Annotated in this window: 21 protein-coding genes; 11 read left to right on the forward strand and 10 right to left on the reverse strand. The window is 64.6% G+C overall.

Features of this window, described 5'->3' with window-relative positions; genetic code table 11:
• The first annotated feature begins 122 nt into the window (after positions 1-122).
• The 4 genes from BM019_RS23385 to BM019_RS23400 all read left to right on the forward strand — a co-directional run bounded on the left by BM019_RS23385 (position 123) and on the right by BM019_RS23400 (position 6,579).
• On the forward strand, positions 123-2,504 hold the full coding sequence (locus tag BM019_RS23385; RefSeq protein WP_092420645.1) for a hybrid sensor histidine kinase/response regulator: 2,382 nt from the start codon (positions 123-125) through the stop codon (positions 2,502-2,504).
• Between the two features lie 75 nt (positions 2,505-2,579).
• Entirely contained in the window at positions 2,580-4,229 is a 1,650-nt protein-coding gene (locus tag BM019_RS23390) for an acyl-CoA dehydrogenase family protein (RefSeq protein ID WP_092420647.1), read from the forward strand.
• 165 nt (positions 4,230-4,394) lie between these two features.
• Complete coding sequence (amn, locus tag BM019_RS23395) at positions 4,395-5,867, forward strand: AMP nucleosidase (RefSeq protein ID WP_162270017.1); 1,473 nt, start codon at positions 4,395-4,397, stop codon at positions 5,865-5,867.
• Positions 5,868-5,937: 70 nt separating this feature from the next.
• Entirely contained in the window at positions 5,938-6,579 is a 642-nt protein-coding gene (locus BM019_RS23400; protein ID WP_009045773.1) for a pseudouridine synthase, read from the forward strand.
• On the opposite strand, the gene BM019_RS23405 is transcribed toward BM019_RS23400, so the two are convergent.
• Together BM019_RS23405 and BM019_RS23410 are read right to left on the reverse strand one after the other, a co-directional pair.
• On the reverse strand, positions 6,574-6,783 hold the full coding sequence (locus BM019_RS23405; RefSeq protein WP_007927060.1) for a DUF2788 domain-containing protein: 210 nt from the start codon (positions 6,781-6,783) through the stop codon (positions 6,574-6,576). The genes BM019_RS23400 and BM019_RS23405 overlap by 6 nt on opposite strands.
• A 213-nt stretch (positions 6,784-6,996) precedes the next feature.
• Positions 6,997-7,476, reverse strand: coding sequence for an Lrp/AsnC family transcriptional regulator (locus BM019_RS23410; protein WP_009045772.1), 480 nt, complete (start codon positions 7,474-7,476; stop codon positions 6,997-6,999).
• 443 nt (positions 7,477-7,919) lie between these two features.
• Between BM019_RS23410 and BM019_RS23415 the strand changes: the two genes are divergently transcribed.
• Positions 7,920-8,918, forward strand: coding sequence for a DUF6515 family protein (locus BM019_RS23415; RefSeq protein WP_062824499.1), 999 nt, complete (start codon positions 7,920-7,922; stop codon positions 8,916-8,918).
• Here BM019_RS23415 and BM019_RS23420 read toward each other — a convergent pair.
• Together BM019_RS23420 and BM019_RS23425 are read right to left on the reverse strand one after the other, a co-directional pair.
• Positions 8,912-9,808, reverse strand: coding sequence for a cation diffusion facilitator family transporter (locus BM019_RS23420; protein ID WP_085534548.1), 897 nt, complete (start codon positions 9,806-9,808; stop codon positions 8,912-8,914). The genes BM019_RS23415 and BM019_RS23420 overlap by 7 nt on opposite strands.
• A gap of 31 nt (positions 9,809-9,839) precedes the next feature.
• On the reverse strand, positions 9,840-10,259 hold the full coding sequence (locus BM019_RS23425; RefSeq protein ID WP_007927053.1) for a hypothetical protein: 420 nt from the start codon (positions 10,257-10,259) through the stop codon (positions 9,840-9,842).
• Between the two features lie 117 nt (positions 10,260-10,376).
• On the opposite strand from BM019_RS23425, the gene hrpB reads away from it, so the two are divergent.
• Positions 10,377-12,908, forward strand: coding sequence for an ATP-dependent helicase HrpB (gene hrpB / locus BM019_RS23430; RefSeq protein ID WP_092420649.1), 2,532 nt, complete (start codon positions 10,377-10,379; stop codon positions 12,906-12,908).
• Between the two features lie 393 nt (positions 12,909-13,301).
• Here hrpB and BM019_RS23435 read toward each other — a convergent pair whose 3' ends face one another.
• Positions 13,302-14,381, reverse strand: a complete 1,080-nt coding sequence (locus BM019_RS23435) for an endonuclease/exonuclease/phosphatase family protein (RefSeq protein WP_092420652.1) — start codon at positions 14,379-14,381, stop codon at positions 13,302-13,304.
• Between the two features lie 89 nt (positions 14,382-14,470).
• A complete protein-coding gene (locus BM019_RS23440; protein ID WP_092420655.1) occupies positions 14,471-15,130 on the reverse strand; it encodes a DUF7847 domain-containing protein in 660 nt (219 codons plus the stop codon).
• Between the two features lie 179 nt (positions 15,131-15,309).
• Between BM019_RS23440 and BM019_RS23445 the strand changes: the two genes are divergently transcribed.
• The 3 genes from BM019_RS23445 (at position 15,310) to BM019_RS23455 (ending at position 17,352) form a co-directional block, all read left to right on the forward strand.
• Positions 15,310-16,092, forward strand: coding sequence for a DUF2076 domain-containing protein (locus BM019_RS23445; RefSeq protein WP_007929140.1), 783 nt, complete (start codon positions 15,310-15,312; stop codon positions 16,090-16,092).
• A 136-nt stretch (positions 16,093-16,228) separates the two neighbouring features.
• Complete coding sequence (locus BM019_RS23450) at positions 16,229-16,708, forward strand: NYN domain-containing protein (RefSeq protein WP_007929138.1); 480 nt, start codon at positions 16,229-16,231, stop codon at positions 16,706-16,708.
• Between the two features lie 32 nt (positions 16,709-16,740).
• Positions 16,741-17,352: a 3'-5' exonuclease gene (locus BM019_RS23455; RefSeq protein WP_053281051.1), complete on the forward strand. Its 612-nt coding sequence runs from the start codon at positions 16,741-16,743 to the stop codon at positions 17,350-17,352.
• 124 nt (positions 17,353-17,476) lie between these two features.
• Here BM019_RS23455 and BM019_RS23460 read toward each other — a convergent pair whose 3' ends face one another.
• On the reverse strand, positions 17,477-17,929 hold the full coding sequence (locus BM019_RS23460; protein WP_007930752.1) for an Lrp/AsnC family transcriptional regulator: 453 nt from the start codon (positions 17,927-17,929) through the stop codon (positions 17,477-17,479).
• A gap of 161 nt (positions 17,930-18,090) precedes the next feature.
• Between BM019_RS23460 and yedA the strand changes: the two genes are divergently transcribed.
• Entirely contained in the window at positions 18,091-19,005 is a 915-nt protein-coding gene (gene yedA, locus BM019_RS23465) for a drug/metabolite exporter YedA (protein ID WP_009045765.1), read from the forward strand.
• A 73-nt stretch (positions 19,006-19,078) separates the two neighbouring features.
• Here the strand turns inward: yedA and BM019_RS23470 are convergent, their stop codons facing one another.
• Both BM019_RS23470 and BM019_RS23475 read right to left on the reverse strand, forming a co-directional pair.
• On the reverse strand, positions 19,079-21,946 hold the full coding sequence (locus BM019_RS23470; protein ID WP_092420658.1) for a discoidin domain-containing protein: 2,868 nt from the start codon (positions 21,944-21,946) through the stop codon (positions 19,079-19,081).
• A 289-nt stretch (positions 21,947-22,235) separates the two neighbouring features.
• Complete coding sequence (locus tag BM019_RS23475; protein WP_092420661.1) at positions 22,236-22,691, reverse strand: hypothetical protein; 456 nt, start codon at positions 22,689-22,691, stop codon at positions 22,236-22,238.
• 214 nt (positions 22,692-22,905) lie between these two features.
• Here BM019_RS23475 and BM019_RS23480 point away from each other — a divergent pair, with 214 nt between their 5' ends.
• Positions 22,906-24,240, forward strand: a complete 1,335-nt coding sequence (locus BM019_RS23480) for an RNA helicase RhlE1 (RefSeq protein WP_007930755.1) — start codon at positions 22,906-22,908, stop codon at positions 24,238-24,240.
• Between the two features lie 174 nt (positions 24,241-24,414).
• On the opposite strand, the gene BM019_RS23485 is transcribed toward BM019_RS23480, so the two are convergent.
• Positions 24,415-25,656: a TIGR03862 family flavoprotein gene (locus BM019_RS23485; protein ID WP_092420664.1), complete on the reverse strand. Its 1,242-nt coding sequence runs from the start codon at positions 25,654-25,656 to the stop codon at positions 24,415-24,417.
• Positions 25,657-26,052: the final 396 nt, after the last annotated feature.

Here is a 26,052-nt window from a genome sequence, read left to right on the forward strand (position 1 = left end):
TTGGCCATCAACGGCTATGCTAGAGTGGATCCAAACCAATAACAGGTAATGCCGGTTTTACGTCTACTCAAAGGGAAATGGGGGGCTTCCTGACATAACCGGACAAGCCACGCTGGGGCTTTATGCGCTATTTGCTGATGTTGCTGTTGAGCTTGCCGATGCTGGCTGGCGCGGTCGAGTTCGACGAGTTCACCCAAAGCCTGCCCTTGGGTCGGGTGATGCAGGTGTTTGAAGACGCGAGTGGTCAGGCAACGATCGCGGATGTCAGCACAGCGGCGATGGCCGGCAGTTTCAAGACCCATGACAAGGCCACCCTCAACGCCGGTTACTCCCGCTCGGCATTCTGGCTGAAAATCCACCTCAGCTACCGTCCCGCCAACCCTTCCATACGACACACCTGGCTGCTGGAGCTGGCCTATCCGCCGCTCGATCATCTGGAACTGTATGTGCCCGATGAAACCGGTGGCTACCGTCTGGCCCAGCGCACCGGCGATGCCTTGCCGTTCGACAGCCGGCAGATCCGCCAGAACAATTACCTGTTCGACCTGAGTTTTGCGCCCTACGAGCAAAAGACCCTGTTCCTGCGCCTGCAGAGCCAGGGCTCGGTCCAGGCGCCGGTGACGCTCTGGTCCAGCACGGCGTACCTGGAAGCGCAGCCGGTGCGCCTGTATGTACTCGGCCTGATCTACGGCGTGCTGCTGGGGATGCTGGTCTACAACCTGTTCATTTACCTGAGCGTGCGCGACACCAGTTACCTCTATTACATCCTCTACATCGCCTCGTTCGGGCTGTACCAACTGTCGGTGAACGGCGCCGCGGTGGAGTACTTCTGGCCGGACAACCCGTGGTGGGCCAACGCGGCGACGCCGTTTTTCATTGGCGCGGCGGCCCTGTTCGGCAGTCAGTTCGCCCGCAGTTTCCTGCAGACCGCCAGCCACAGCCGCTGGGTCGATCGCCTGCTGCTGGTGCTGATCCTGTGCAGCATTGTGGTGGTGGCCCTGTCGCTGATGACCAGCTACGCCCTGGCGTTGCGTCTGGCCACGGCCCTGGCGCTGGTCTTTACCGTGGTGATCTTCGTCTCCGGCATCGTCGCCTGGTGCCGCGGCATGCGCGTGGCGCGTTACTTCATCATCGCCTGGTCGGCGTTCCTGGTGGGCGGGATCATCAATACCCTGATGGTGCTGGGTTATCTGCCGAATATGTTCCTGACCATGTATTCCAGCCAGATCGGTTCGGCCATCGAGGTGGCGCTGTTGTCGCTGGCCCTGGCCGACCGCATCAACTCGATGCGCGAACAGCAGGCGCAGACCCTGTTCGATGCCGGGCAGAAGCTCGAAGTGCTCAACCAGCAGCTGGCCCACAGCAACCGGCTCAAGGATGAGTTTCTCGCCACCCTGACCCACGAACTGCGCACGCCGATGAATGGGGTGATCGGTTCCCTGGAGCTGATGCAGACCGTCGATCTCGATCCGGAGCTGGAGCAATACCAGCAGACTGCCGCCGGTTCGGCCCGGGACATGATGCGCATGGTCAATGGCATCCTGACCCTGACCGAACTGCAGGCCGGCAAGCTCAGTGCCCAGCACGAGAGCTTCAGCCTGCGTTCGCTGCTCGATGCTTTGCTGGGCCAGTTTTGCGCCAACGCCTCGGCCAAGGGGCTGGGCTTCGATGTCGACCTGGCCGCCGGGCTGCCCGATCGGCTGCTGGGCGATCGTGGCAAGTTGAGCCAGTGCCTGGAGTGCCTGCTGGACAATGCCATCAAGTTCACCCGGGTGGGCGGCCTGGTCCTGCGAGTGACTGGCAAGCCGGTGGCAACCGGGCGGGTGGCGCTGACCTTCGCGGTGATCGACACCGGCATCGGTTTCGTCAATCTCGATGAGGCCTCGTTGTACCAGCGCTTCTTCCAGCTCGATGGCTCAATGACCCGTGAATACGGCGGGCTGGGCGTGGGGCTGGCGATCTGTCGGCAACTGGTGGATCTGCTGGGTGGTCACCTGACCCACGAATCGGAGCCGGGGCGTGGCAGCTGTTTCCGGCTGGAGGTGACCTTCGATGTGGACGGCGAGCAGCCTATGGCCTCCCAGCCGGCCTTGCGGGTCCGCGCCGTCCGGCGCAGGCCGCAGGATTGCAGCGTGCTGCTGGTGGACGACAACAGCATCAATCAACTGGTGATCCGCGGCATGTTGCTCAAGCTGGGTTATCAGGTACGCACGGCGGAGAACGCTCGCGGGGCGCTGGCGTTGTTGCGCCGGGAGTCGGTGGATGCGGTGCTGCTCGATTGCCAGATCGAGCAGGCCGAGGCGCTCAAGCTGTGCGATCAGATGCGCGGCATGCAGGGTTGCGCCGGCTTGCCGGTGCTGCTGGTGTCGGCCTCGGCGCACGCTGTGGAGGCTGAGCGCTGCCTGCTCGATTACCTCTCTTGGCCGGTGAAATTCGAGGAGTTGCAAGCTGTTCTGGCGCGTCGGGTGCTGACCTCGGAGCAGGGCGAAAGCGCCGGCATTTAGGCGGGTATGCCACTTTGTTCGGTGGGGAGGGGGTGCTTAACTGAGGTTCTGGCACACCCCTCAAGGAGCCCCGACATGAACCTGCACCAGTTCGCCGAGACCCACGAAGTCACCAACCAGCCACCTTCCCTGGACGGTACCAACCTCTATCGAATCGATCTGCCGTTGCAGGAGTGGGCACGGCGTTTCGGCGCTGGTTGGGCCGAAGCGCGGATCGACGCCTACGGTGCCCTGGCCGGTGGGCCGCTGATGGAGGCGGGGTTCCTGGCCAACCAGAACAAGCCGGTGTTCACCAGCCATGACCGTTACGGGCATCGCCTCGACCTGGTGGAGTTTCATCCGGCGTATCACGAGCTGATGCGTACCGCCATCGAGCACGGCCTGACGTCCTTGCCCTGGGCTCATCCGCAATCCGGGGCGCATGTCGCGCGCGCCGCCATGACTTATCTGCACAGCCAGGCCGAGGCCGGCAGCGGTTGCCCGCTGACCATGACCTTCGCCTGTGTGCCGGCGTTGAAGCTGCAGCCGGATCTCGCCGAACAATGGCTGCCGAAAGTCCTCGCCACCGAATATGACCCACGCAATGTCGGCATGGCCCACAAGGCCGGTGTCACCATCGGCATGGCGATGACCGAGAAACAAGGCGGTACCGATGTGCGCGCCAACACCACCAAGGCGTATCCGGTGGGCGCTACGGGGCCGGGGCAGGCTTATGAGCTGGTGGGCCACAAATGGTTCTGTTCGGCGCCGATGTGCGACGCCTTCCTGACCCTGGCCCAGACCGAAAAAGGCCTGACCTGCTTCCTGTTGCCTCGCCATCGTCCGGATGACAGCCGCAACCAGTTCTATATCCAGCGCCTGAAAAACAAGCTCGGCAATTGCTCCAATGCCTCCAGCGAAGTGGAGTTCCGCGGGGCCCTGGCGTGGATGATCGGTGAAGAAGGGCGCGGCGTGCCGACCATCATCGAGATGGTGGCCATGACCCGCTTCGATTGCATGGTCGGCTCCAGCTCGCTGATGCGCCAGGCCCTGACCCAGGCCGCCCATCACTGTGCCCATCGGCTGGTGGGCGGGCGTGTGCTCAGCGAGCAACCCTTGATGCAGAACGTACTGGCCGATCTGGCGCTGGAAAGCGAGGCGGCGCTGGCCTTGAGTCTGCGCATGGGCCGCGCGCTGGATAACCTGGATGACCCGCAAGAAGCCATGTTCTCGCGGCTGGTGACGGCGGTGGGCAAATACTGGATCTGCAAGCGGGCCCCGGCAATGATCAACGAGGCCGCCGAGTGCATGGGCGGCGCCGGTTATGTCGAGGAGAGCATTCTGCCGCGGCTGTACCGCGAAGCGCCGGTCAACTCGACCTGGGAAGGTTCCGGCAACGTGCAGTGCCTGGATGTGCTGCGTGCCTTGTCCAAGGAGCCGGGCGTGCTCGATGCGCTGTTCGCCGAGCTGGGCGATGGCCATGGCGACAGGCGCCTGGCCGCGCATATCGCCAACCTGAAAGGCGCCTTCCAGGACACCGACGACATTCAGTACCGCGCCCGCCAGCTGACCGAGGACATCGCCCTGGGCCTGCAGGCCAAGCTGTTGCTGGAAGCCGGCAACGCGGTGGTCAGCGATGCCTTTATCGCCAGTCGCCTGGGTTCGGCAGGAAGGGTCTACGGCACCTTGCCGCGAGGGCTGGATGTGGAAGCGATAGTCGCGCGCTCGACCCCGGCAGGCTTCTGACTGGTTTGTTGTAGGAGCGAGCTTGCTCGCGATAAATAGTCCAGGCTACCGATCGGCTGGGGCCTGAAAGATCTTTCGCGAGCAAGCTCGCTCCTACGCATATTCCGCTGTTCCCGTGAGACGGCGTTGCAGGCAAGATGAAGGCCTGCAAGATCAGAACACAGGATGCTTACCGTGACCGAAGCTTTTATTGTCGTTCAAACCGCCGAGCAAGCCGTGGACCGGCTTGCCGCTTTGCATGAGCGGGCCACCACGTCGCTGAGCCAGGCGCTCAAGCGTTACCTCAAGGATCGTGTCGAACCGGACGCCGAACAGCGCGCCCTGTTTCGTTACCCGGAATTACGCCTGACCTATCTCTGCCAGGGCGAAGTCCCGCAGACCACCCGCGCCTACGCCAAGGTCCAGTTGCCGGGCACCTACAGCGTCACGGTCACCCATCCCGCCGCCTTCCGTAAGTACCTGCTGGAACAGCTGGTGCCCCTGATGCACGACTTCACCGTGACCGTGGAAGTGGGCGTCAGCGAGCAGAACATCCCGTATCCGTACGTGGTCGAGCAGGGCGATGAGCTGGCCGGTTCCGGTGTCACCGCTGCGGTGCTGGCGCGAGTGTTCCCCAGCACCGACCTGTCCGCCGCCACCGATGGCATCGCCGACGGGCTGTACGATTGGGAAAACACCAATCCGCTGCCCCTGGCGCTGTTCGATGCCGCGCGCGTGGATTTCTCCCTGCGCCGCCTGGTGCACTACACCGGCAGCGACTGGCGCCACGTGCAGCCGTGGATCCTGCTGACCAACTACCACCGCTATGTCGACCAGTTCATCACCCACGGTCTTGAACAGCTGCGCAGCGATCCGCGGTTCGTGCGCATGGTCCTGCCGGGCAATGTGATCATCGAGAAGGGCATGGACCACGGCGAAGCCTCGTCGATCGCCGCCGGGGTGGTCTGGCACCGCTACCAGATGCCGGCTTATCACCTGCTGGCCAGCGACGGCCACGGCGTGACCCTGGTGAACATCGGCGTCGGCCCGTCCAACGCCAAGAACATCACTGACCATTTGGCGGTATTGCGTCCGCACTGCTGGCTGATGATCGGCCACTGCGGCGGCCTGCGGCAGTCGCAGACCATCGGCGACTACGTACTGGCCCATGCCTACATGCGTCGCGACGGCATTCTCGATCGCGTGGTGCCGCCGAACATTCCGATTCCGGCCCTGGCCGAAGTGCAGTTGGCATTGCAGCAGGCCGCCGCCAACGTCACCGGCGAGAAGGGCGACGACCTGAAAAAACGCCTGCGCACCGGCACCGTGCTGACCTACGACGACCGTAACTGGGAGTTGCGCTGGGCCCAGGAGCGTCCGCTGATCAACCTGTCCCGCGCCGTGGCGGTGGACATGGAAAGCGGCACCATCGCCGCCCAGGGGTATCGCCTGCGGGTGCCGTACGGCACCTTGCTGTGTGTCTCGGACAAACCGCTGCACAGCGAAATCAAGCTGCCGGGTTCGGCCAACGCCTTTTACGAGCGCGCGGTCAGCCAGCACCTGAAGATCGGTATCGCCGCGGTGGATCTGCTGCGCACCGAGCTCAACTCGCTGCACTCGCGCAAGCTGCGCAGCTTCGACGAGCCGCCGTTCCGCTGATCGCGGGATGGTCATTTAACGGTCGGGCCACTAGCATGGTCGGCCCTGACCGTTAGATGTTCTTTTCGCCATGTCTCGTCCTCCTCGTCCCGCTTCCCGCCGCCCTGGCGTGAAGAGTCCTTCGTCGTCTTCCGCGCCGCGCCGTGTTGCCAAGGCGCCACCGGCCGAGCCGAAGCTGATCCTGTTCAACAAACCCTTCGATGTGCTGACCCAGTTCAGCGACGGCGAAGGGCGGGCGACCCTCAAGGACTTCATCGCGATACCCGGCATCTACCCGGCCGGTCGCCTGGACCGCGACAGCGAAGGCTTGCTGCTGCTGACCAACGACGGCCAGTTGCAGGCGCGCATCGCCGATCCCAGGCACAAGTTGGCCAAGACCTATTGGGTGCAGGTGGAGGGGGAGCCCACGGCCGAGCAATTGCAGCGTCTGCGTGATGGCGTGGAATTGAATGACGGCATGACCCTGCCGGCCGAAGCCCGGCAGCTGGAAGAGCCGCAACTGTGGCCGCGCAATCCGCCGGTGCGCTTTCGCAAGAGCGTGCCCACCAGTTGGCTGGAATTGATCATTCGTGAAGGGCGCAATCGCCAGGTGCGGCGCATGACCGCCGCCGTGGGGTTGCCGACATTGCGCCTGGTGCGGGTCAGGATCGGCGACTGGACGATCGAGGGGCTTGATCAGGGCCAGTGGAAGGAGGTTCCGGCGCGCTTATAAGGCGCCGGATTCGATCAGGCCGATCACCACGCTCTTGATAATGAACGCGGCCACGCCCAGGCCCAGGACGAAGAACAGGATGAACGAGCCGAAGCGTCCGGCCTTGGACTTCTTCGCCAGATCCCAGACGATGAAGGCCATGAAAATGATCAGGATGGTCACCAGACCGGTCATCATCCACTCTTCGAATACTGCAGGATCCATCGAACATCTCCAGCACGGGCAAGGCTAAAAGGCGGGGGCGAGTATACGCCAAGGGGCCGCGGCCGGGCATTGGTCCAGGTGCGCTTCGTCGTCACAGGCTCTGCATGTCCTTGTAGGAGCGAGCTTGCTCGCGATAAATATTCCAGGCCATACATCGGTTGCGGGCGGACATTTCTATCGCGAGCAAGCTCGCTCCTACAGAAGAGATAGCGCTCAGTTGCGCAGGTGAGTCAGTGGCAGTTCGGTGCTGTTGAGCACCTGGTTGAGCACGAAGCTGGAGCGTACGCTGGTCACGCCTTCGATGCGGGTCAGATGGCCGAGCAGCAGTTTCTGGTAGTGATCCATGTCCGGCACCACCACCTTGAGCTGGTAGTCGGCGTCCATCCCGGTCACCAGGCTGCATTCGAGGACCTGCGGCAGGCTGCGGATCGCCGCCTCGAAGTTCTCGAAACGCTCGGGGGTGTGGCGGTCCATGCCGATCAGCACGTAGGCGGTCAGGCTCAGGCCGAGCATCTTGCGGTCCAGCAGGGCGACCTGGCGGGAAATGTAGCCGTCATCTTCCAGTTGCTTGACCCGACGCGAACACGGCGAAGGCGACAGGCCGATACGTTCGGCCAGTTCCTGATTGGAGATGCGGGCGTCGCGCTGCAATTCCGCCAAAATGCTGAGGTCGTATCGGTCGAGTTTGCTCATGGGACAGGCCTTTTTAATAACTATTGCGCGATATTATCTATCCTGGGTTAAAAATTGCGCAAGTCATGTTTATTAGAGCAATCTTCGCAATCCTCTGTCGGCGCCCCAGGCCTATTCTTATCACCAGAATCACTGCCCGGACATAGAGTCCACTGCGGCCCGCCGAATCAGGCCTGCCGCGGCCGCCAATCCCACAGGGTTGAGCCGGCCCCCGGGCTACACACTGTCCAGAAGACGGCGTGAGGTGAGCCGGCGCCATAAGCGTCGAGCACGGACGAAATTCTCAAAGGGGGACCGACGGGTCCCCCTTTTTTATTGCCTGCGCGCCAGGAAATATCCCGTGGCGCCTCAATAAATAAGTGTTGCGACTGATAACCTGTGGCAGAACCGGCCTGGGCTTTTCCAGTCTTATCTACAGGCCCCCATCCGTAGTGAGGAATAGCATGAAATCGCGCATCTGGCGTTTGGCAGGTGTTGGTTTGCTCTGTGTGAGCGTCAGTGCGCAGGGGCTTGCCGATGACCGCAATGACGGCCGTGGCTGGTCCAATGGCGGCCAGCGCAGTGACGACGGGTATCCGGGAAACGGCCAGGGGCGAGGCGAAAGCCATCAGTCGCGCCAGCAGACTGAAATCATTCGCGGCGACAACAGCCAGCAGTTCGAGCGCAACGTCGAGAACGGGCGTTGGCAGAACCACGGGCCGAATGATCAAGGGCGGGAACGACAGGCACAGCCGTCCGCCAACCTGCCGATCCAGGGTCGCCCCGATACCGTCCGCCAGACCCAGGAACCGCGCCAGGGTTATTACCAGGACATCCCGCGCCGCAACGACTACAACCCGCATTGGCAGGCCGGCGGAGGGGGGTCGCGTCCCTATGACTATCGCTGGCCGGGCCGTCCGGAGGGTCGTGGCAATGGCTGGGGGCCTGGCCCGCAATATCGGCCGGGTTATGTGATCGATCGTTTTCCGGACCGGCATTACCGTGTGCCTTATCGCGGCCGGGACTATTACTTCTCCGGCGGCTATTGGTACCGCCCAGAGGGGCCGCGTTACGTTGTGGTGCGCCCACCCTACGGGATTCGCGTGGCCTACCTGCCGGACTACGCGCGCGAGGTATGGATCGGCAGCGCGCTGTTCTTCCTGGCCGCGGGCGCCTACTACATCTACGAGGCCAGTACCCAGCAGTACGTAGTGGTCGAGCCGCCGGTGGCCAGCCCGCCGCCGCAGGCCGGCAATGATTACAACGTGCTGGCCTACCCGGTCAGCGGGCAGAGCCCGCAGCAGATCAATCAGGACCGCTACGACTGTTATCGCTGGGCGGTGCAGCAGAGCGGCTTCGACCCGGCGGCGATGACCTATCCCCCGGCGCCTCAGGTGGTCCAGACCTACCGCCAGGCCCAGGGCGGTTGCCTGAGCTCGCGCGGCTATCAGGTGACTTACTGAGCCCGGGCGGCGAGCACCGCTTCCTGCGGGTCGGCGTGCACCAGCACCTCGGCCCGCGGATAGGCCGCATGGATCGCCTCGGCGGCCTGATCGCTGATGCCGTGGGCCACCGACAGGGTCAGTTCCCCCGGTAATTCCAGATGCAGTTGCACGAACCAGTGGTTGCCGGAAATCCGCGTGCGCAGGTCATGGGCGCCGAGTACCCCGGGCACGGCACATACCAGTTCCAGCATGTGCTGGCTGACCTCGGGCGGCAGTTCCTCATCCATCAGCACCGCCACGCTTTCCCGAGCGATCTGGATCGCGCTCCACAGGATGTAGACGGCAATTGCCAGGCCGAACCAGGCATCCAGTTGCTGCCAGCCGAAACTGGCCAGCACCAGCGCCAGCAGGATGCTGCCATTGAGCAGCAGGTCGGAGCGATAGTGCAGCGAATCGGCGCGTACCGCGGTGGAGCCGGTTTCGCGGATCACCCGGTGTTGCACCATCAGCAGCGCCACGGTCAGCGCCAGCGACAACAGCATCACGCCGATACCGATCCAGGGCGCGCCCAGCGGTTCGGGGTTCTGCAGGCGTTCGACGGCCTGTACCCCGATCAGCACCGCGCTCACCGCGATGAACAGCGCCTGGGCCATGCCCGACAGCGACTCGGCCTTGCCGTGGCCGTAGCGGTGGTCTTCGTCGGCCGGGCGCAGGGCGTAATGCACGGCCAGCAGGTTGAGGAACGACGCGGCGCCATCGAGCAGCGAGTCGGTGAGGCCGGCCAGCAGGCTGACCGAGCCGCTCAGCCACCAGGCGATGGCCTTGGCCACGATCAGGATACTGGCCACCGCCAGCGAGGCGCGGGTGGCCAGGCGCAACAGGCGTGCGTGTTCCGGGCTACTGCTCATACAAGGCTTGTTCCTTCAAGAAACGCGAGGGTCAGGCTGCCGGTTGCAGACCGTACAGGGCCAGCTGCTGCGCGCTGCCCTTGTGCTGGATCAGGCGTGGATCGTCCAGAGGGAAGCTGCGGCCCAGCTCGCTTTCGAGGATAGCCTGCAACTTGTGGTTATCGACCTGGCCGTCGGCGCCTATGGCTTGCTGCAGCTTGTGCGGGTCGACCTGCGCGGTCTTGCCCGGTTCCAGGTAGATGGCGCCGGTGGCGAAGTCGACGCCAAAGGCGATCAGCCCCGGGATCACATAAAACAGCAGGCCCACAGCGTCGAGCACGGCTACCAGCGGGTCGATCTTGCCGTCGATCTGGCCGCGTCGGTCGGGGAAGAAGATCGAGCCGCAGGCGGTGAGCTGAGTCAGCAGGGTGGCAACCAGGACGCCACCGATGATGCGGAAAGGAATACGCATGTAAATCTCCTGAACAGACACGAAAGAGCAAGGCTGAAGCGTTGCCGGTATGAATTCAGACCGTGATTAACGCCAGGCAGTTCGCCGTTATACTCGCGCCTCTGTTTGGGAGCCAGTATGAATTCTTTGCCAATTGATGAAGTTTTACCCGCCCTGCGTGAAGCCCTGGCGACACGCCACGAGGCCGTGCTCGAAGCACCGCCCGGCGCCGGTAAGACCACCCGTGTGCCTTTGGCCCTGTTGAACGAACCCTGGCTGGCCGGACAACGCATTCTCATGCTCGAACCGCGGCGCCTGGCGGCGCGGGCGGCGGCCGAGCGGCTGGCCAGCGAACTGGGGGAAAAGGTCGGCGAAACCGTGGGCTACCGCATCCGTCTGGATAGCAAGGTCGGCCCGAACACCCGCATCGAGGTGGTTACCGAGGGGATCCTGACCCGCCGCCTGCAGGACGATCCGGCGCTGGAAGGCGTCGGCCTGCTGATCTTCGACGAATTCCACGAGCGCAGTCTCGACGCCGACCTGGCCCTGGCCTTGAGCCTTAATGGCCGCGATCTGTTCCGTGACGAGCAGCCGCTGAAAATCCTCCTGATGTCGGCGACCCTGGAAGGCGAGCGCCTGGCCGGGCTGCTGGACGACGCACCGATCCTGCGCAGCGAAGGCCGCATGTTCCCGGTCGATGTGCGCTGGGGGCGGCCCTTCCAGCCGGGCGAGTTCATCGAGCCCCGGCTGGTGCAGACCCTTCTTGAAGCGCTGAACGATGAAAGCGGCAGCGTCCTGGTGTTCCTGCCGGGGCAGGCCGAGATCCGTCGGGTGCACCAGCAGTTGGCCGACGCCCTGGGCGAGCGCCCGGAGATTCTGCTTTGTCCGCTGCACGGTGAACTGGACCTGGCCGCGCAGCGCGCGGCCATCGAGCCGGCCCCGCCGGGCAAGCGCAAAGTGGTGCTGGCGACCAATATCGCCGAGACCAGCCTGACCATCGACGGCGTGCGCGTGGTGGTCGATGCCGGGCTGGCGCGGGTGCCGCGTTTCGACCCGGGCAGCGGCATGACCCGTCTCGACACCCTGCGTATTTCCCGGGCCAGCGCCACCCAGCGCGCCGGTCGGGCCGGGCGCCTGGAGCCGGGCGTGTGCTATCGCCTGTGGTCCCAGGACCAGCATGAACAACTGGCGGCCTATGGCAGCGCGGAGATTCTCCAGGCGGACCTGGCGGGCCTGGCCCTGCAACTGGCCCGCTGGGGTGTGACACCGGCGCAACTGGTGTGGCTGGATGTGCCGCCCGGCGCGGCCTATGCCCAGGCCCAGGACTTGCTCGAACGCCTCGGAGCGCTGACGGCCAAGGCTGGCGAGGACTACAAGCTGACACCTCATGGCCAGGCAATGGCCGAGTTGCCGGCCCATCCGCGCATTGCCCATCTGCTGTTGCGGGGTCAGGCCCTGGGGCTGGCGAACATGGCCTGCGACGTCGCCGCCTTGCTCGGCGAGCGCGACATCCTGCGTGGCGGCGGTGCCGACCTGCATAGCCGCCTGGTGCTGCTGTCGGGCGAAGAGCGCGCGGCCCGTGGCGCCCAGGGCGGGGTCCAGCGGGCTCGGCAACTGGCCCGGCAATACCGTGGTTATCTGCGCGGCCAGCCAAGCCAGGCGGTGGCGGACCCGGATCACCCGCGCTGGCTGGGCGCCTTGCTGGCGCTGGCCTATCCGGATCGGGTCGCCCAGCAACGTCGCCCCGGCGGCGCCGAATACCGGCTGGCCAACGGCCGCGCGGCGCTGTTCAGCGAGACCGACAGCCTGATGAAGCAGCCCTGGCTGGTGATCGCCGACCTGGGCAGTCGCCAGGGGCAGCGGGAAGAGCGTATCTACCTGGCGGCGGATTTCGACCCAGCGTTGTTCGACTCGGTCCTGGCCGAGCAGGTGCGCTGCGTCGATCAGCTTGACTGGGACGAGCGCGAAGGTGTGTTGCGCGCCGAGCGCCAGCGCAAGGTCGGCGAACTGGTGCTCAGCCGCGAGCCGTTGACCGGCCTGGACGAGGCGGCGCGCTGCCAGGCCCTGGTCAACCTGGTGCGGCGCAAGGGCCTGGAACTGTTGCCCTGGACCCCGGAGCTGCGCCAGTGGCAGGCCCGGGTGGCTTTGTTGCGCCAGCTCGATCTAGAGGCCAAGGGCGAAAGCCAGTGGCCGGATGTCAGTGACGCGGCGCTGCTCAAGAGCCTGGAAAACTGGCTGCTGCCGTACCTGGGCAAGGTTTCGCGCCTCAGCCACTTCGCCAACCTGGAACTGGCCAGCATTGTCCACAGCCTGCTGCCCTGGCCGTTGCCGCAGCGCCTGGACGAGCTGGCGCCGCACCACCTGACGGTGCCGTCCGGCTCGTCGATCCGCCTTGATTACAGTGAACAACCGCCGATTCTCGCGGTGCGCCTGCAGGAGTTGTTCGGCCTGGCAGAAACACCACGGATCGCTGGCGGCCGGCAGGTGGTCAAGCTGCACCTGCTGTCCCCGGCGCGGCGGCCGGTGCAGGTCACCCAGGACCTGGCGAACTTCTGGCGCAGCACCTACGCCGAGGTGAAGAAAGACCTCAAGGGCCGTTACCCGAAACACTACTGGCCGGACGACCCGCTGGTGGCCGAAGCCACGGCCCGCGCCAAACCGCGCAAGTAACCAGTGTGTAGCCGCTGCCGAAGGCTGCGATCGAGCGCGTAGCGCTCGCCATCCGGTTCATGTCAGGACGCGGACTCAGGTTTTGCGTCCGCTGCGTCGGAATGCCGCCCAAGCCGATCGCAGCCTGCGGCAGCGGCTACAGGTGTTGGTCGAAAAGTGAGCAGTGGGCTGGAGAGCTTGTATTGCCTGACGTGCAGCGGCTTACGCGCAGGTTATCCACAAGCGGCTCCACAGCGGTTGGGGGTAAGGCGCCCACTTTTTGATGACAACCTGATGACGCCACAGGCCCCGTTTCCGTAGCCGCTGCCGCAGGCTGCGATAGGTCCGCAGGACCTCCAGCGCCAGTGCCGACGCCAGCGACCGTTCCGGCCTTATCGCAGTCTGCCGCAGCGGCTACAACGCGGCGGGCAGCAGGAAGCGGGCGATCAGTGGCAGGTGGTCGGAGATGCGCAGGGTGTCGTCCTGCCGTACCTGGGCCTCGACCCGCTTGAGCCGGGGGCTGTGGAACAGGTAGTCGAGGGTGCGATCCGGGCCGCTCAGGGTCGGGTCGTTGGGGTAGTGGGTCAGCCACAGGGCGCGGTCGATGCCGCTGGCCTCGTTGTTGGTGGGAATCATCGGGTACTTGTCCCAGAGCGTGTGCAACGCGCTGTCGGCGGAGTAGGGCGTGCGTTGCTCGGGGGCGAGACGCTGGTACTGGCCCAGGGGCAGCAGGTTGAAGTCGCCGCCGATCAGCCAGGGCGTGCCACGGGCTTCGAAGCGGTCGAGGATCCTGGTGACCGCGTTCACCTGGGCTTGCAGGGTGTCGTCGGGTTTCGTCGCGCGGTCCAGATGGGTGTTGAGCACCGCCATCTGCCCGCCGTCGCTTAACGGCAGGTAACTCACCAGCACGGCGTTTTTCGGCTGGAACTGGCGGCTGAGGAGATTGGCCTCGGGCACCGGCAATTGCAGGCGTTCGGCGTGTTCGATGCGGTAGCGGCTCAAGGTCGCCAGTTGCCGGCCGACGCTGCCGAAGATGTGCGGGGAGGGTACGAAGTCGGCCTTCCAGTCGAAGGCCTGTGTGCTGCACGGATACAGGTCGGTCAGGCGTTCCTGCAGCAGCTTGAGCTGGTCCTGGTAGTCGCTGGCCTTGGCGCCGTCGTCCAGCTCCTGCAGCAGCACGATGTCCGGCTGTTCATCGCGAATCACCCGGGCCACTTCGTCCAGGCTGAAGGCCATGTCTTCCGGGGTCGGGCGCTCGTCCGGCCCCTGGGCCTGGTCGTTCCAGAACACGTAGCGCTTGCCTGCCAGGTACTGCACGTTCCAGGTCATTACCTTCAGCGCCTGGCCCGGCACCAGGCTGGGCACCTTGCCCGTGCAGGCGACCGGCAGCGACTCCTTGGCGTCGGGGCGCCAGGTCAGGCTGTAGACCAGGGCTGACAACAGGCCTGCGCTGATCAGCAGGCCCAGGAGGATGAAGCGAAATAGACGGGGCATCGGCTCGGCTTATGGCGTTGCTGGATTGAGCCCGAGCATAACCGAGAGCGGGACCGCGGCCCAAGGGGTAGAGCGGTCGGCCCCCGGGGTCATTGCTGGTCAGGCGACTCGCCGATCAGCATGAACAGGCGGAATACCACCACGCTGGTGAACAATTGCAGGAAGCTGTGGGCGCTTTCGATCAGCAGCGACAGCATCGGACCCGGCTCGGGGTAGGCCGCCAGGCTGGCGCCCTTGAGTACCCACAGCGGGGCCATCACGGCCAGGATGCAGACCAGGATCCGCAGGAAGTGTCCGCGGGTCAGGCGGAAGCTTTCCTTGATCGCGGCCAGCGGTTGCAGGCCCTTGAGCACCAGCAGGTATTCGGCGAAGGCCAGGGTCACCATCAGCCACAGCCCGGGCAGGAAATACAGCGACAGACCCAGCAGGATCAGCAGGGTGTTGATGGCGGTCAGCAAGGCAAAGCGCGGCCACAGGCTGACGGTCGCGGCGAGCAGGTCGCGGGCCAATGGCGATTCGCCACGGCTGCGGGCATCGAGAAACAGGATCAGTACCCCGGTGTAGAGCGGGTAGATCAACAGGCCGACGATCACGCTGTAGCCGGGAAAGGCCTCGGGGCCCAGCGAGCTGTCGACCGCCTGCTGCAGCAGCGCTTCGAGGACCACCAGCGGCAGGCACAGTTGGACGATACGGCCCAGGTTGCGCTGGCAGAAGTACAGGGAGTCGCGCAGAACGGTTAACGGATTCATCAGTGGTTATCGCAGATCACAAAAAGCGGTTGGACACTTTAACCGATGCAGCCCCGGGGCGAGCAAACGTAAACGTTAGGTAAAGGCCATTGAAAGCTCGCCGGGCAGCCCCATTACTGGTTGCACCTTGTGCATGACGACAAGGCCCCGTTTTTTACCGGCAATCTAAAGAGGTCGCCATGAACAGCGAAGAGCAAACCCTGATCGATGGACTGTTTTCACGGTTGCAGCAAGCCGAGAAGGATTCAGCCCCGCGCGACGCCCAGGCCGAGGCGCGGATCAAGGAGCATCTGACCCGGCAGCCTGCCGCCGGGTATTTCATGACCCAGGCGATTCTGGTGCAAGAGGCGGCAATCAAGAGCCTCGACGAGCAGAACAAGCAACTCACCCAGCAAGTCCAGCAACTGCAGGCCGAGTTGCAGCAGGCCAGATCCCAGGCCGCGGCGCCGGCGCCCAGCAGCGGTGGCGGCTTCCTTTCGAGCATCTTCGGTAGCGGTTCCCGCGATCCGCAGCCGGCGCCGACGCAAAGCGCTCCGGCCTCGTCCGGTGGTGGCTGGCGCGAACCGGCGCGGCCGGCGTTCAACCCGCAGCCGCAGCAGAACTACCCGCAACAGAGCTATCCCCAGCAAAACTATGCCGCGCCACCCCAGCAGGCTCCGGCCGCGGCTGGCAGCAGCTTCCTCGGCGGCGCGCTGAAAACCGCCGCCGGCGTGGCAGGTGGCGTGATGCTGGCGCAAGGCCTCAGCAGCCTGTTCCACGGCAACCAGCAGCCGCAGGAAATCGTCGAAGTGATCAAGGAAGAACCGGCGCCCGCCAGCGACAACGCGGGTGGCTGGGGCAATGACGAGCAGCGTATGGCCAACAACGACTCCTGGGGCAACAACGACCAGGGTGGTTTCAGCGATGCCGACTACGGCAACGACGACAGCTCGTTCTTTTCCGACGACGATTCCTTCGTCTGATCCGCCATCGGTCCGGAACGCAACAGCGTCCCGGACCGATTATTCGCGGAACCTTCCTTCTGGCTGGCATACTGGGCGACTTTTCAGGGTTGAGTCCCGGCCCAGTTCGCGCGCGTGAGCGCCATGAGGATAAGCGGTGAAAAAAATCGCTGTGTTCGCCGATGTCCAGAATCTCTATTACACCGTGCGCCAGGCCTATGGCTGCCACTTCAACTATGCCGCCCTGTGGGCCGATATCAGCCAGCAGGGGCAGATAGTCGAGGCCTACGCCTATGCGATCGACCGGGGCGACAGCAAGCAGCAGCAGTTCCAGCAGATCCTGCGCAACCTGGGCTTCACGGTAAAACTCAAACCCTATATCCAGCGCAGCGACGGCTCGGCCAAGGGCGACTGGGACGTGGGTATCACCATCGACATCATGGACGCCGCGGCCCATGTCGACGAAGTGGTGCTGGCCTCCGGCGACGGCGATTTCGACCTGTTGCTCGAGCGCATCATCAGCAAGCACGGGGTCGAAGCGGTGGCCTATGGCGTGCCGGGGCTGACCGCCAATTCGCTGATTCGCGCGGCCACGCGCTACGTGCCAATCGAAGGCGCACTACTGCTCAAAAGCTGAGCTGACTATTTTTTGTACGGAGCTGGACAGGTTTGGAACGCATCGCAGTCATCGACTTTGAAACCACCGGGATCTCCCCGAGCAGCAGTTGCCGGGCCACGGAAATCGCCGTGGTGATCCTTGAGCAGGGGCGCATCGTCGAGCGTTACCAGAGCCTGATGAACGCCGGCGTGCGGGTGCCGGCCTTCATCGAACAACTGACCGGCATCAGCAACGCCATGCTGCGCGGCGCGCCGCCGGCCGAGCAGGTGATGAACGAGGTCAACGAGTTCGTCGGCACCACGCCGCTGCTGGCGCACAACGCTGCGTTCGACCAGAAGTTCTGGGACTACGAACTCGGCCGGATCAAGCGCACCCGCTTGCAGAACTTCGCCTGTTCCCTGTTGCTGGCCCGACGGCTGATGCCGGCGGCGCCCAACCACAAGCTCGGCACCCTCACCACGTTCGCCAGCCTGCCCCATACCGGCCAGGCTCACCGGGCCATGGCCGATGCGGAAATGGCCGCCAACCTCACCGCCCACCTGGCGCTGGAGCTGCGGCAGAAACACGGGCTGCGCGAGCTGTCCCACGATTTCCTGTGCAAATTGCAGAAAGTGCCGGCCGCCAAGATCGGCGAACACCTCAAGCGCCATCGCGGCGCCTGACTCCCGTAGCCGCTGCCGAAGGCTGCGATCGGCTCCGAAGGAGACGCGCTCTTGAGGGCCTCGGAAGGCTCTTCGAGCCTTATCGCAGCCTGCGGCAGCGGCTACAGATCGGTGCTGGCCGGGTTCACTTGCCGTTGCTCTCCAGATGCCCCAGCGGCACGCGCTGTTCGATGGCGCTGGAGAGCACGATCGAGGTCTTGCTGAACCCGTACTTCGCCACCCGGTTGATCAGCTCTTCCAGCTCCGGCATCGAGCCGACGGCGGCGCGCATGATCACGCACGGATCGCCGGTGACCCGCTGGCATTCGGTGAGTTGCGGGATCCGGCTCAGTTCGTCGTAGGCCTTCTGATTGCCGTGCTGGGCCATGCGCAGTTCGATCACGCACTGGATCGGCAGCCCGAGCTTGGCCAGGTCGACCTTGGCCTGGTAACCGGTGATCACTCCGCTGGCTTCAAGTTTGGCCACCCGTTCGGCCACGGCGGGGGCGGAGAGGTTCACCTTGCGCGCCAGCTCCGCGTAGCTCGCCCGGCCATTTTCCAGCAGGGCGGCGAGGAGCATGCGGTCATATTTATCCATGATAAGGCTCCCAAACTCAGCGACTTTCGAAAGCATGGTTTATAGCCAGAATCTCCATGTTTTGAAAAGTGTACCGATGCTTTAAACAGGTTTTGTAACTTAAGTTCCGCCGGCCGGCTTTCTAGAATAACCCTCTCCCTCGTCCTGTCTTCGAGCTTCCCATGCCTGGCCTACGCCGTTTTCCCTTGCCCCTGATTGCCGCCTTTTTTGCGTTGTACGTGATCTGGGGGTCGACCTACCTGGTGATCCGTATCGGTGTCGAATACTGGCCGCCGCTGATGCTCGCCGGCATCCGTTTCGTTATCGCCGGCAGCCTGATGTACGGCTTCCTGCGTTGGCGCGGGGCGCCGGCGCCGACCTGGGCGCAATGGCGGGCGGCGGGGGTGATCGGCATCCTGCTGCTGAGCTGCGGTAATGGCGCGGTCACTGTCGCCGAACACATGGGCGTGGCGTCCGGAGTGGCGGCCCTGGCGGTGGCCACGGTGCCGCTGTTCACCCTGCTGTGCGGTTACTTCTGGGGTGCGCGCAACACTCGCCTGGAATGGGCGGGGATCGTCCTCGGGCTGATCGGCATCGCCATGCTCAACCTCGGCTCCAACCTGCAGTCGAGCCCGACCGGCGCGGCCTTGCTGGTGTTCGCGGCGGCGGCCTGGGCCTTCGGTTCGGTGTGGAGCAAGCACCTGCCGTTGCCGCAAGGGGCGATGGCCAGTGCCGTCGAGATGCTGGTGGGCGGCGTGGTGCTGCTGATCGGCAGCTGGTTGAGCGGCGAGCAACTGGCCGCCGTTCCGCCGATCGAAGGCTGGGCAGCCCTGGCGTACTTGATCGGTTTCGGCTCGATCATCGCCTTCAACGCCTACATGTACTTGCTCAAGCATGTGCGTCCGGCGGCGGCCACCAGCTATGCCTACGTCAACCCGGCGGTAGCGGTGCTGCTGGGGATCGTGTTTGTCGGCGAGACCATCGGCCTGGAGGAGGCGCTGGCGATGGTGGTGATCATCAGTGCCGTGGTGTTGATCGGCCTGCCGCAGTGGAGCCGACCGAAAGTGAAAGTGCTGGCGGAAGAAACGACCGCCTGACACTGGTGGTCGTGATTGCCCTGAACCCCCGGGCGAGCGCGCTGCGTTCGCCCGGGGGGCAGTTACAGGGGCATCAGTTACAGGCGCCTTCGTCGCGCCAGACCTTGCCGCTGCCTTCGCCTCCGGTATACGCCGGGTTACCCGGTTCATTGCCCTGGGTCCACCAGCGCGCGGTATAGAAGTGGCCGTTGTGGCTGACCTTGTTGCCGGCCAGGTACGCGTTATTCGCGTTCCATTGCCCCAGGCAGAGGCTGGGTTGCCCACCTTCCTCGGCGCTGACCTTCACGTTGTGCTCGCTGACCACTGTGTGATGGCCGTTGCTCAGTTCGAGGCTGAAGCGGTAGTTGGCGTCCTTGCCGGTCTTCGGCGCGATGAACGTCAGTTGCGGCCCGTTGGCCTGGAAACTCAGGCTCGGGGTGACGCTCCAACGGTACTCCAGGGGCAGGCCCGCGGGGTCGCTGGAGCCCGAGGCGTCGAGCCGGACCTGCTCGCCGGCCTTGGCTTGGGTCGCACCGTTGATGCTCGGTAGCGGTGGCTCGACCTGAGTGTCATTGTCGCATGGCCCCAGATCCTTCCACACCTTGCCGCTGCCGTCGGCGCCGGTGAAGTTCGGATTGCCGGGTTCGCTGCCCTGTACCCACCAGCGGGCCATGTATTGGCGACCCTTGTGCTGCACCTGGTTTTTCTCCGTATAGACCTTGCCGGCTTCCCACTGGGCTTGGCAGCTGGCCGCGTTGCCGCCGGCCTTGACCAGCACTTCATGGCTGGCGCTGCTGCTCTGCTTGCCGTTGCTCAGCTTCAACGTGAAGCGGTAGCGAGTGTCGCTGGCCCGTTCGGGAGCGCTGAAGCTCAGGCGCGGGCCGTCGAAGCTGAAGTCCAGGGCCGGCGTCACTTCCCAGGCGTAACTCAGGGCATTGCCCTGCGGGTCGCTGGACGCGGAGGCATCCAGGACTACCTGCTGACCGGCCTCGGCCTCGGTCTTGCCATGAATCACCGCCACCGGCGGCAGATCGGCGTCGACCGGCTTGAGGGCGGCGGACTTGACCTCGTTGTCGGCGCTGAATTCGCCATCGGCGAGCAGCGTCCACGGACCGTCCGGGCCGGCGCCGCCATACACCTGGTAATCCTTGATATTGCCGCTCAGGCCCTGGTCCTGGCGTGGCAGGTAATGCAACTGGGAGAAGCGGCTCTCGGTGCCCAGGTCGATCACCAGTTGATGGGGATAACCGGCCCCGGTCGCCGAAGCCCAGTAGGACTTGGGGTTGCCGTCGAGGATGTTGCTGCCGGGCGAACCGGCCTGGGTGCTGCTGGCGGAGTGGATGCGCCAGCCGCGGGGCAGGGATTTGCCGCGGGCATCGGCCAGGTGCAGTTCGGCGATGCTGGCGCCTTCCTTGCCATCCACCGAGGAATTGGCCACCAGCCGCACATAACGCGCCTTGACGGTTTCGTTCTGGGTGGCGAAGGCGTGACCCTCGATCACCATGCCGGCCACGCTCTTGTTCTTTTCCACGCGCAACGCCAGGTACCAACGGCCGGCCTGCGGATCGTTGACCGCCAGGGCCACGCCGTTGTTTTCCAGGGAACGGTAGTCATAGTCGCTGACGCTTGGCTGGCTGCCCTGCTTGAGCAGCAGTTGGACCTTGCTCGACGACTCGTTCTGCGGGCCCTGGGTCACGCTGAACACCAGGCGCTGGGTGCCGCTGGGGACGTCCAGGGGGAAGTAGCGTATTTCGTCCTTGGCCAGATCGACCGACTGTTGCAGCAAGGGTGTGGCTTGCTCGTCGGCCAGGGGCACCACGGCAGGCGCGTAGGCGGAGATCTTCGCCGCGTTCTCGCGCCAGACCCTGGCCATGTTCGCGGTCTGCGCATCGCCCAGCGGCACTCCACGGCTGTCCTTGAGATCCGGGTTGGAGTAGTAGGGCACCTGGTTGCCGCAGAGGATGGTGCCGACCCGGCCGTTGTTATAGCCGAAGCGGTAGCTTTTGCCGTCCGAGCAGTGGCTGCCGCCGATGTTGTGCGCCAGTTCATGGCGAAACACCGTCGGCCCATTGATGTAGTTGATCGAGTAGCGCCCGTTGACGTAGGCCCAGCCGACCGCCGTGTCCTGGCCTGGGACCCCGCGCACGAAGCTGGCGACCAGGTCCGGGCTGTACTGCTTGATGCCGTCGGCGAACACTTTGCTGACCTGGCTCAGGGAGCCCGTGGTGATCGGCATGTCATCGCTGACCACCTGGGTACCTACCAGGCGTACACGCACGCCCTGGATCTGCGATTGCTGCACGGCGCGGTTGACCGCCACCACCTGCGCCAGGGCATAGGCTTCGGGGTCACCGATAAACCTGGCCGACGCCTCCGAGAAGCCTGCCAGCAGGTCGATGAGGATGTCCCCGTTGGCGCTGCGATCAAGCTGATAGCTGCGTTGGCCGCTGCGCGATTCGAGCAGGTTGGGCTGCTCCTTGCCCGGGGCTTCCAGGGAGTCCTGGGCATGGGCCGGGCGTTGCGGGCCGTCGAAGCGCAACAGCGACTGCTGGCCATCGGCGGTGCCACGAATGATCGCATTGGCTTGCGGCAACAGCGCGACGAAGCTGCCATCGGCACGACTGGCGACAATCATTTCGTCCTCCGGCTGCAAGCTGCGGCTATGGGTCTTGCCGACCAGCACCCTGAGGTCCTTGAAGCCATCGGCCGTGGTCGGCACGAGGCTGCGGATGCTCAGGCCGGTTTCCTGTTGCAGGCGTTGGGTGCCGACCTCGGCCGTGCTGCGGGCTCCCGGGGCGAGGGTCTGGAGGTTGATGAAGGGGCCGCTCTGGGCGGCCGGAGCCTGCGAGCCGGTCTCCTGGGCCAGTAGCTCGCCGCTCACGGGAAACAGTACGGCCGCCGCGAGGCTGGTGCAGTAAAGGCGGTGGGCGCGGGAAAACGCGGTCAATCTGAAGCGAGGCATAACCATTCCTGAAACCGCACGGACGCCCCCCAGTCGATCGGGATCGACAGAGCGCCTGTGCGGGTAAGTGATGAATAAGGAGGTGTGCCGGCGGCCGGGATCATAGGCGGTGGGTCACTGCCCTGTACATTGACCCGGCGGCTTTTCGTACCCGTCCGAAACGCTCGGTGTCCGGGCGCAAGGTATTTTTACGTGATGCCTGAAAGAAGCCTCCGCTTGAGAGTGCCGGGTAGCGCGCGAGCAAAAACGCCGGGCATTGCCCGGCGTTTTTTGTTCCAGCCAGCCGTAATCAGGCCGGGTTGAACAGCATCACCAGCGGTATCAGCGCCACGACGAAGGCCAGCATGAACAGCAGGCTGATCCCGGCGACGCGCCACAACGAGAAGAAAGGCCCCTTGCTGAGTTTGTGTTCGATAACGACTGGACCGAAGAGCTGGCGTGCGTAGGTGTTCATTGCAAAAATCGGTGGCAGTACGAAGACCACGGCTGGAACGCTTTCCGGTAGCACCGCGCCCAGCACCATCATCAGGATGAGCAGGCCGATACCGATGTACCAGGCCTTCTTCACTTCGCTTTCACGGCCGAGCGCCTTGAGGTTGGCGGCGATCATGTAGGACCCCGCCACGGAAGTGCCGAGGAATGTGGCAAGGCCGACAGCGTTGATGCTGTACAGGCGCAATGGCGCAGTCGCCGCCGGGGTCTGCAATTCGGCGGTCGGTGTCTGGAAGGGGTTGGGCGTATCCATACAGGTCAGGCTCCTGGATCTTCAAAGGTGCAATAGGGAAAAAAGGGACTGAATTCTCCTCCCGTATCTCAAGGCGCGTCCACCCGCATTCTTCATGCCCGCCCGCTGGCGACCTGTTGCGGGGCAACTCGTCAGCCCGAAAGAAACCCACCTGAATTAGGGTAAACTGCCGCCCATTGCACACCTGCGCTGACAATTTCCCTACGGTATCCCCATGACATTCGCCACTCTTGGCCTGATCGAACCCTTGCTGCGCGCCCTCGAAACGCTTGGCTACCAGACCCCAACACCGGTGCAGGCGCAAGCCATTCCGGCGGTGCTGGGCGGTCGCGACCTGATGGCCGCGGCCCAGACCGGCACCGGCAAGACCGCCGGCTTCGCCTTGCCGCTGTTGCAGTTGCTGGCCATGGAAGGGCCGAAAGTCTCCGCCAACTCGGTGCGCGCCCTGATTCTGGTGCCGACCCGCGAACTGGCCGAACAGGTGCACGAAGCGGTGCGCCAGTACGCCGAGAACCTGCCGCTGCGCACTTACGCGGTGTACGGCGGCGTCAGCATCAATCCGCAAATGATGAAGCTGCGCGGCGGCGTTGACCTGCTGGTGGCCACGCCGGGCCGCCTGCTCGATCTGTTCCGCCAGAACGCGCTGAAGTTCAACCAGTTGCAGACCCTGGTGCTGGACGAAGCCGACCGCATGCTCGACCTGGGCTTTTCCGAAGAGCTGGCGAACATTTATCGCGCCCTGCCGAAAAAGCGTCAGACCCTGCTGTTCTCCGCGACCTTCTCCGATGACATCCGCCTGCTGGCCGGGCAGATGCTCAACGACCCGCTGAGCATCGAAGTCAGCCCGCGCAACGTTGCCGCCAACACCGTCAAGCAATGGGTGGTGACGGTGGACAAGAAGCGCAAGCCGGAGCTGTTCAGCCACCTGCTGCGCAAGAACCGCTGGAAGCAGGTGCTGGTGTTCGCCAAGACCCGCAACGGCGTGGACGCGCTGGTGGAAAGGCTGCAGGGCCAGGGCGTGAACGCCGACGGCATCCATGGCGACAAGCCCCAGGCCACCCGCCAGCGGGCGCTGGACCGCTTCAAGGCCAGCGAGATCCAGATCCTGGTGGCCACCGATGTCGCGGCCCGTGGCCTGGACATCGAGGACTTGCCACTGGTGGTCAACTTCGACCTGCCGATCGTCGCCGAGGATTACATCCACCGCATCGGCCGCACCGGTCGCGCCGGCTCCACCGGTGAGGCGATCTCGCTGGTGTGCGCCGATGAAGTGAACCTGCTGTCGGCCATCGAGATGCTGACCCGCCAGACCCTCAAGCGCCATGACGAGCCGGACTTCATCCCGGAGCACCGGGTGCCGGAAACCGACGCCAGCGGCCAGGTGATCAAGAAACCGAAAAAACCGAAGAAACCCAAGACTTCCGGCGGTGGCGGCAAGCGCAACCTGGGCAAGTGGGTGGACAGCGGCGAAGTGGCCGAAGCCCCGGCGGTGAAACCGGTGCGCAAGGTGCCGGCGTTCAATACCGGGCCGCGCAAGCGCAAGCCGTAAGCGATCAACACCGCTCCTGTAGCCGCTGGCGCAGCCTGCGATCGAGGACGCAGTCCTCGTAAAACCAAACGACCCGGTTCTCCTGGAGAAGCCGGGTCGTTTGCTTTGGCGGCCGCTGCGCGGCCGTTCGCAGCCTCGCTTCGCTCGGCAGCGGCTACAGGGCGTAGGCCGGCCTCAGGCCTTTTCCCGCAACCACTCGAGCATCCCCACCCCCGCTGCCCGCCCGCTGGCGAAACACGCGGTGAGCAGGTAGCCGCCGGTGGGCGCTTCCCAGTCGAGCATCTCCCCGGCGCAGAACACGCCGGGCAATTGCTTGAGCATCAGGCGTTGGTCCATGGCCTCGAACGTCACGCCGCCGGCGCTGCTGATGGCTTCGTCCAGGGGCCGGGTTTTCACCAGGGTCAACGGCAGGGCCTTGATCGCCTTGGCCAGCAGCGCCGGGTCGGCGAAGCAGTCGGCGCTGGTCAGCTCACGCAAGAGCGCGGCTTTTAACCCATCGATGCCCACCTGGCTGTGCAGGTGCTTGGCCATGGAGCGCGAGCCCCGTGGCTTGCTCAGCGCGGCCTGGATCCGGTCATGGGGTTTGCCCGGCAACAGGTCGATATGCACCGTAGCGGTGCCGTGCTTGTTGATTGCCTCGCGAATCGGTGCCGATAGCGCGTAGATCAGGCTGCCCTCGATCCCGGTGGTGGTGATCACGCATTCGCCTAGGCGGGGGATGTCGTCGTTCAGGCCAATGGCTACGTTCTTCAGCGGGGCGCCGGCGAACTTGCTGCGCAGCAGATCGCTCCAGTCCTGCACCTCAAACCCGCAGTTGCTCGGTTGCAGGGGCGCCAGTTGCACGCCGCGCTGCTCCAGCGGCAGCATCCAGGCGCCATCCGAACCCAGGCGCGACCAGCTGCCGCCACCCAGCGCCAGCAACAGGGCGTCGGCCTGGACCGATTTTTCGCCTTCCGGGCTGTGGATGCGCAGGCTGCCATCGACATTCCAGCCGAGCCAGCGATGGCGGGTGTGGATAACCACGCCGGCATCGCGCAGACGCTTGAGCCAGGCGCGCAACAGCGGCGCGGCTTTCATATCGGTGGGGAACACCCGGCCCGAGCTGCCGACGAACGTCTCGATGCCCAGGCCATGAATCCATTGGCACAACGCCTCGCTGCCGAACTCGCGCAACAGCGGGGCAATCTGTGGGGCCCGTTCGGCATAACGCGAGAGGAAGGCCGGGTAGGCCTCGGAATGGGTGATGTTCATGCCGCCGACCCCGGCCAGCAGGAACTTGCGGCCTACCGATGGCATGCCGTCGTAGAGATCGACGCGCAGGCCCGCCAGGCTCAGCACCTCGGCCGCCATCAGGCCGGCGGGGCCGCCACCGATAATGGCGACGTGATGGGGCAGGGTGGTGCGGGATAAGGTCATGGCGGGCGGTGGCGTGGCGGAATAAGCCGGGCATTCTACCCGAGGCCGGCCCGTCGCCAATGCTCCATGCGTCCCGCAGTGGCTTATGCAGGGGGCTGATCAAAAAACGTTCAGTGCTTTGCAGGGCTTATATCCCATGGGCTGCAGAGGCTTGCGCTCAGGTTATCCACAAGCCGCTCCACAGAGATTGGGGGTAAGGCACCCATCTTTTGATGACAACCTGATGACGCGACCGGCCCCCGTTTCTGTAGCCGCTGCCGCAGGCTGCGATAGGTCCGCAGGACCTCCAGCGCCAGTGCCGACGCCAGCGACCGTTCCGGTCGATCGCCGCCTGCGGCAGCGGCTACAGGTGTTGGTCGAAAAATGAGCAGCGGGCTGGAGGGCTTGTATTGCCTG

Origin of the sequence: Pseudomonas sp. NFPP07 (assembly GCF_900115645.1) — a bacterium.
Taxonomy (GTDB): domain Bacteria; phylum Pseudomonadota; class Gammaproteobacteria; order Pseudomonadales; family Pseudomonadaceae; genus Aquipseudomonas; species Aquipseudomonas chlororaphis.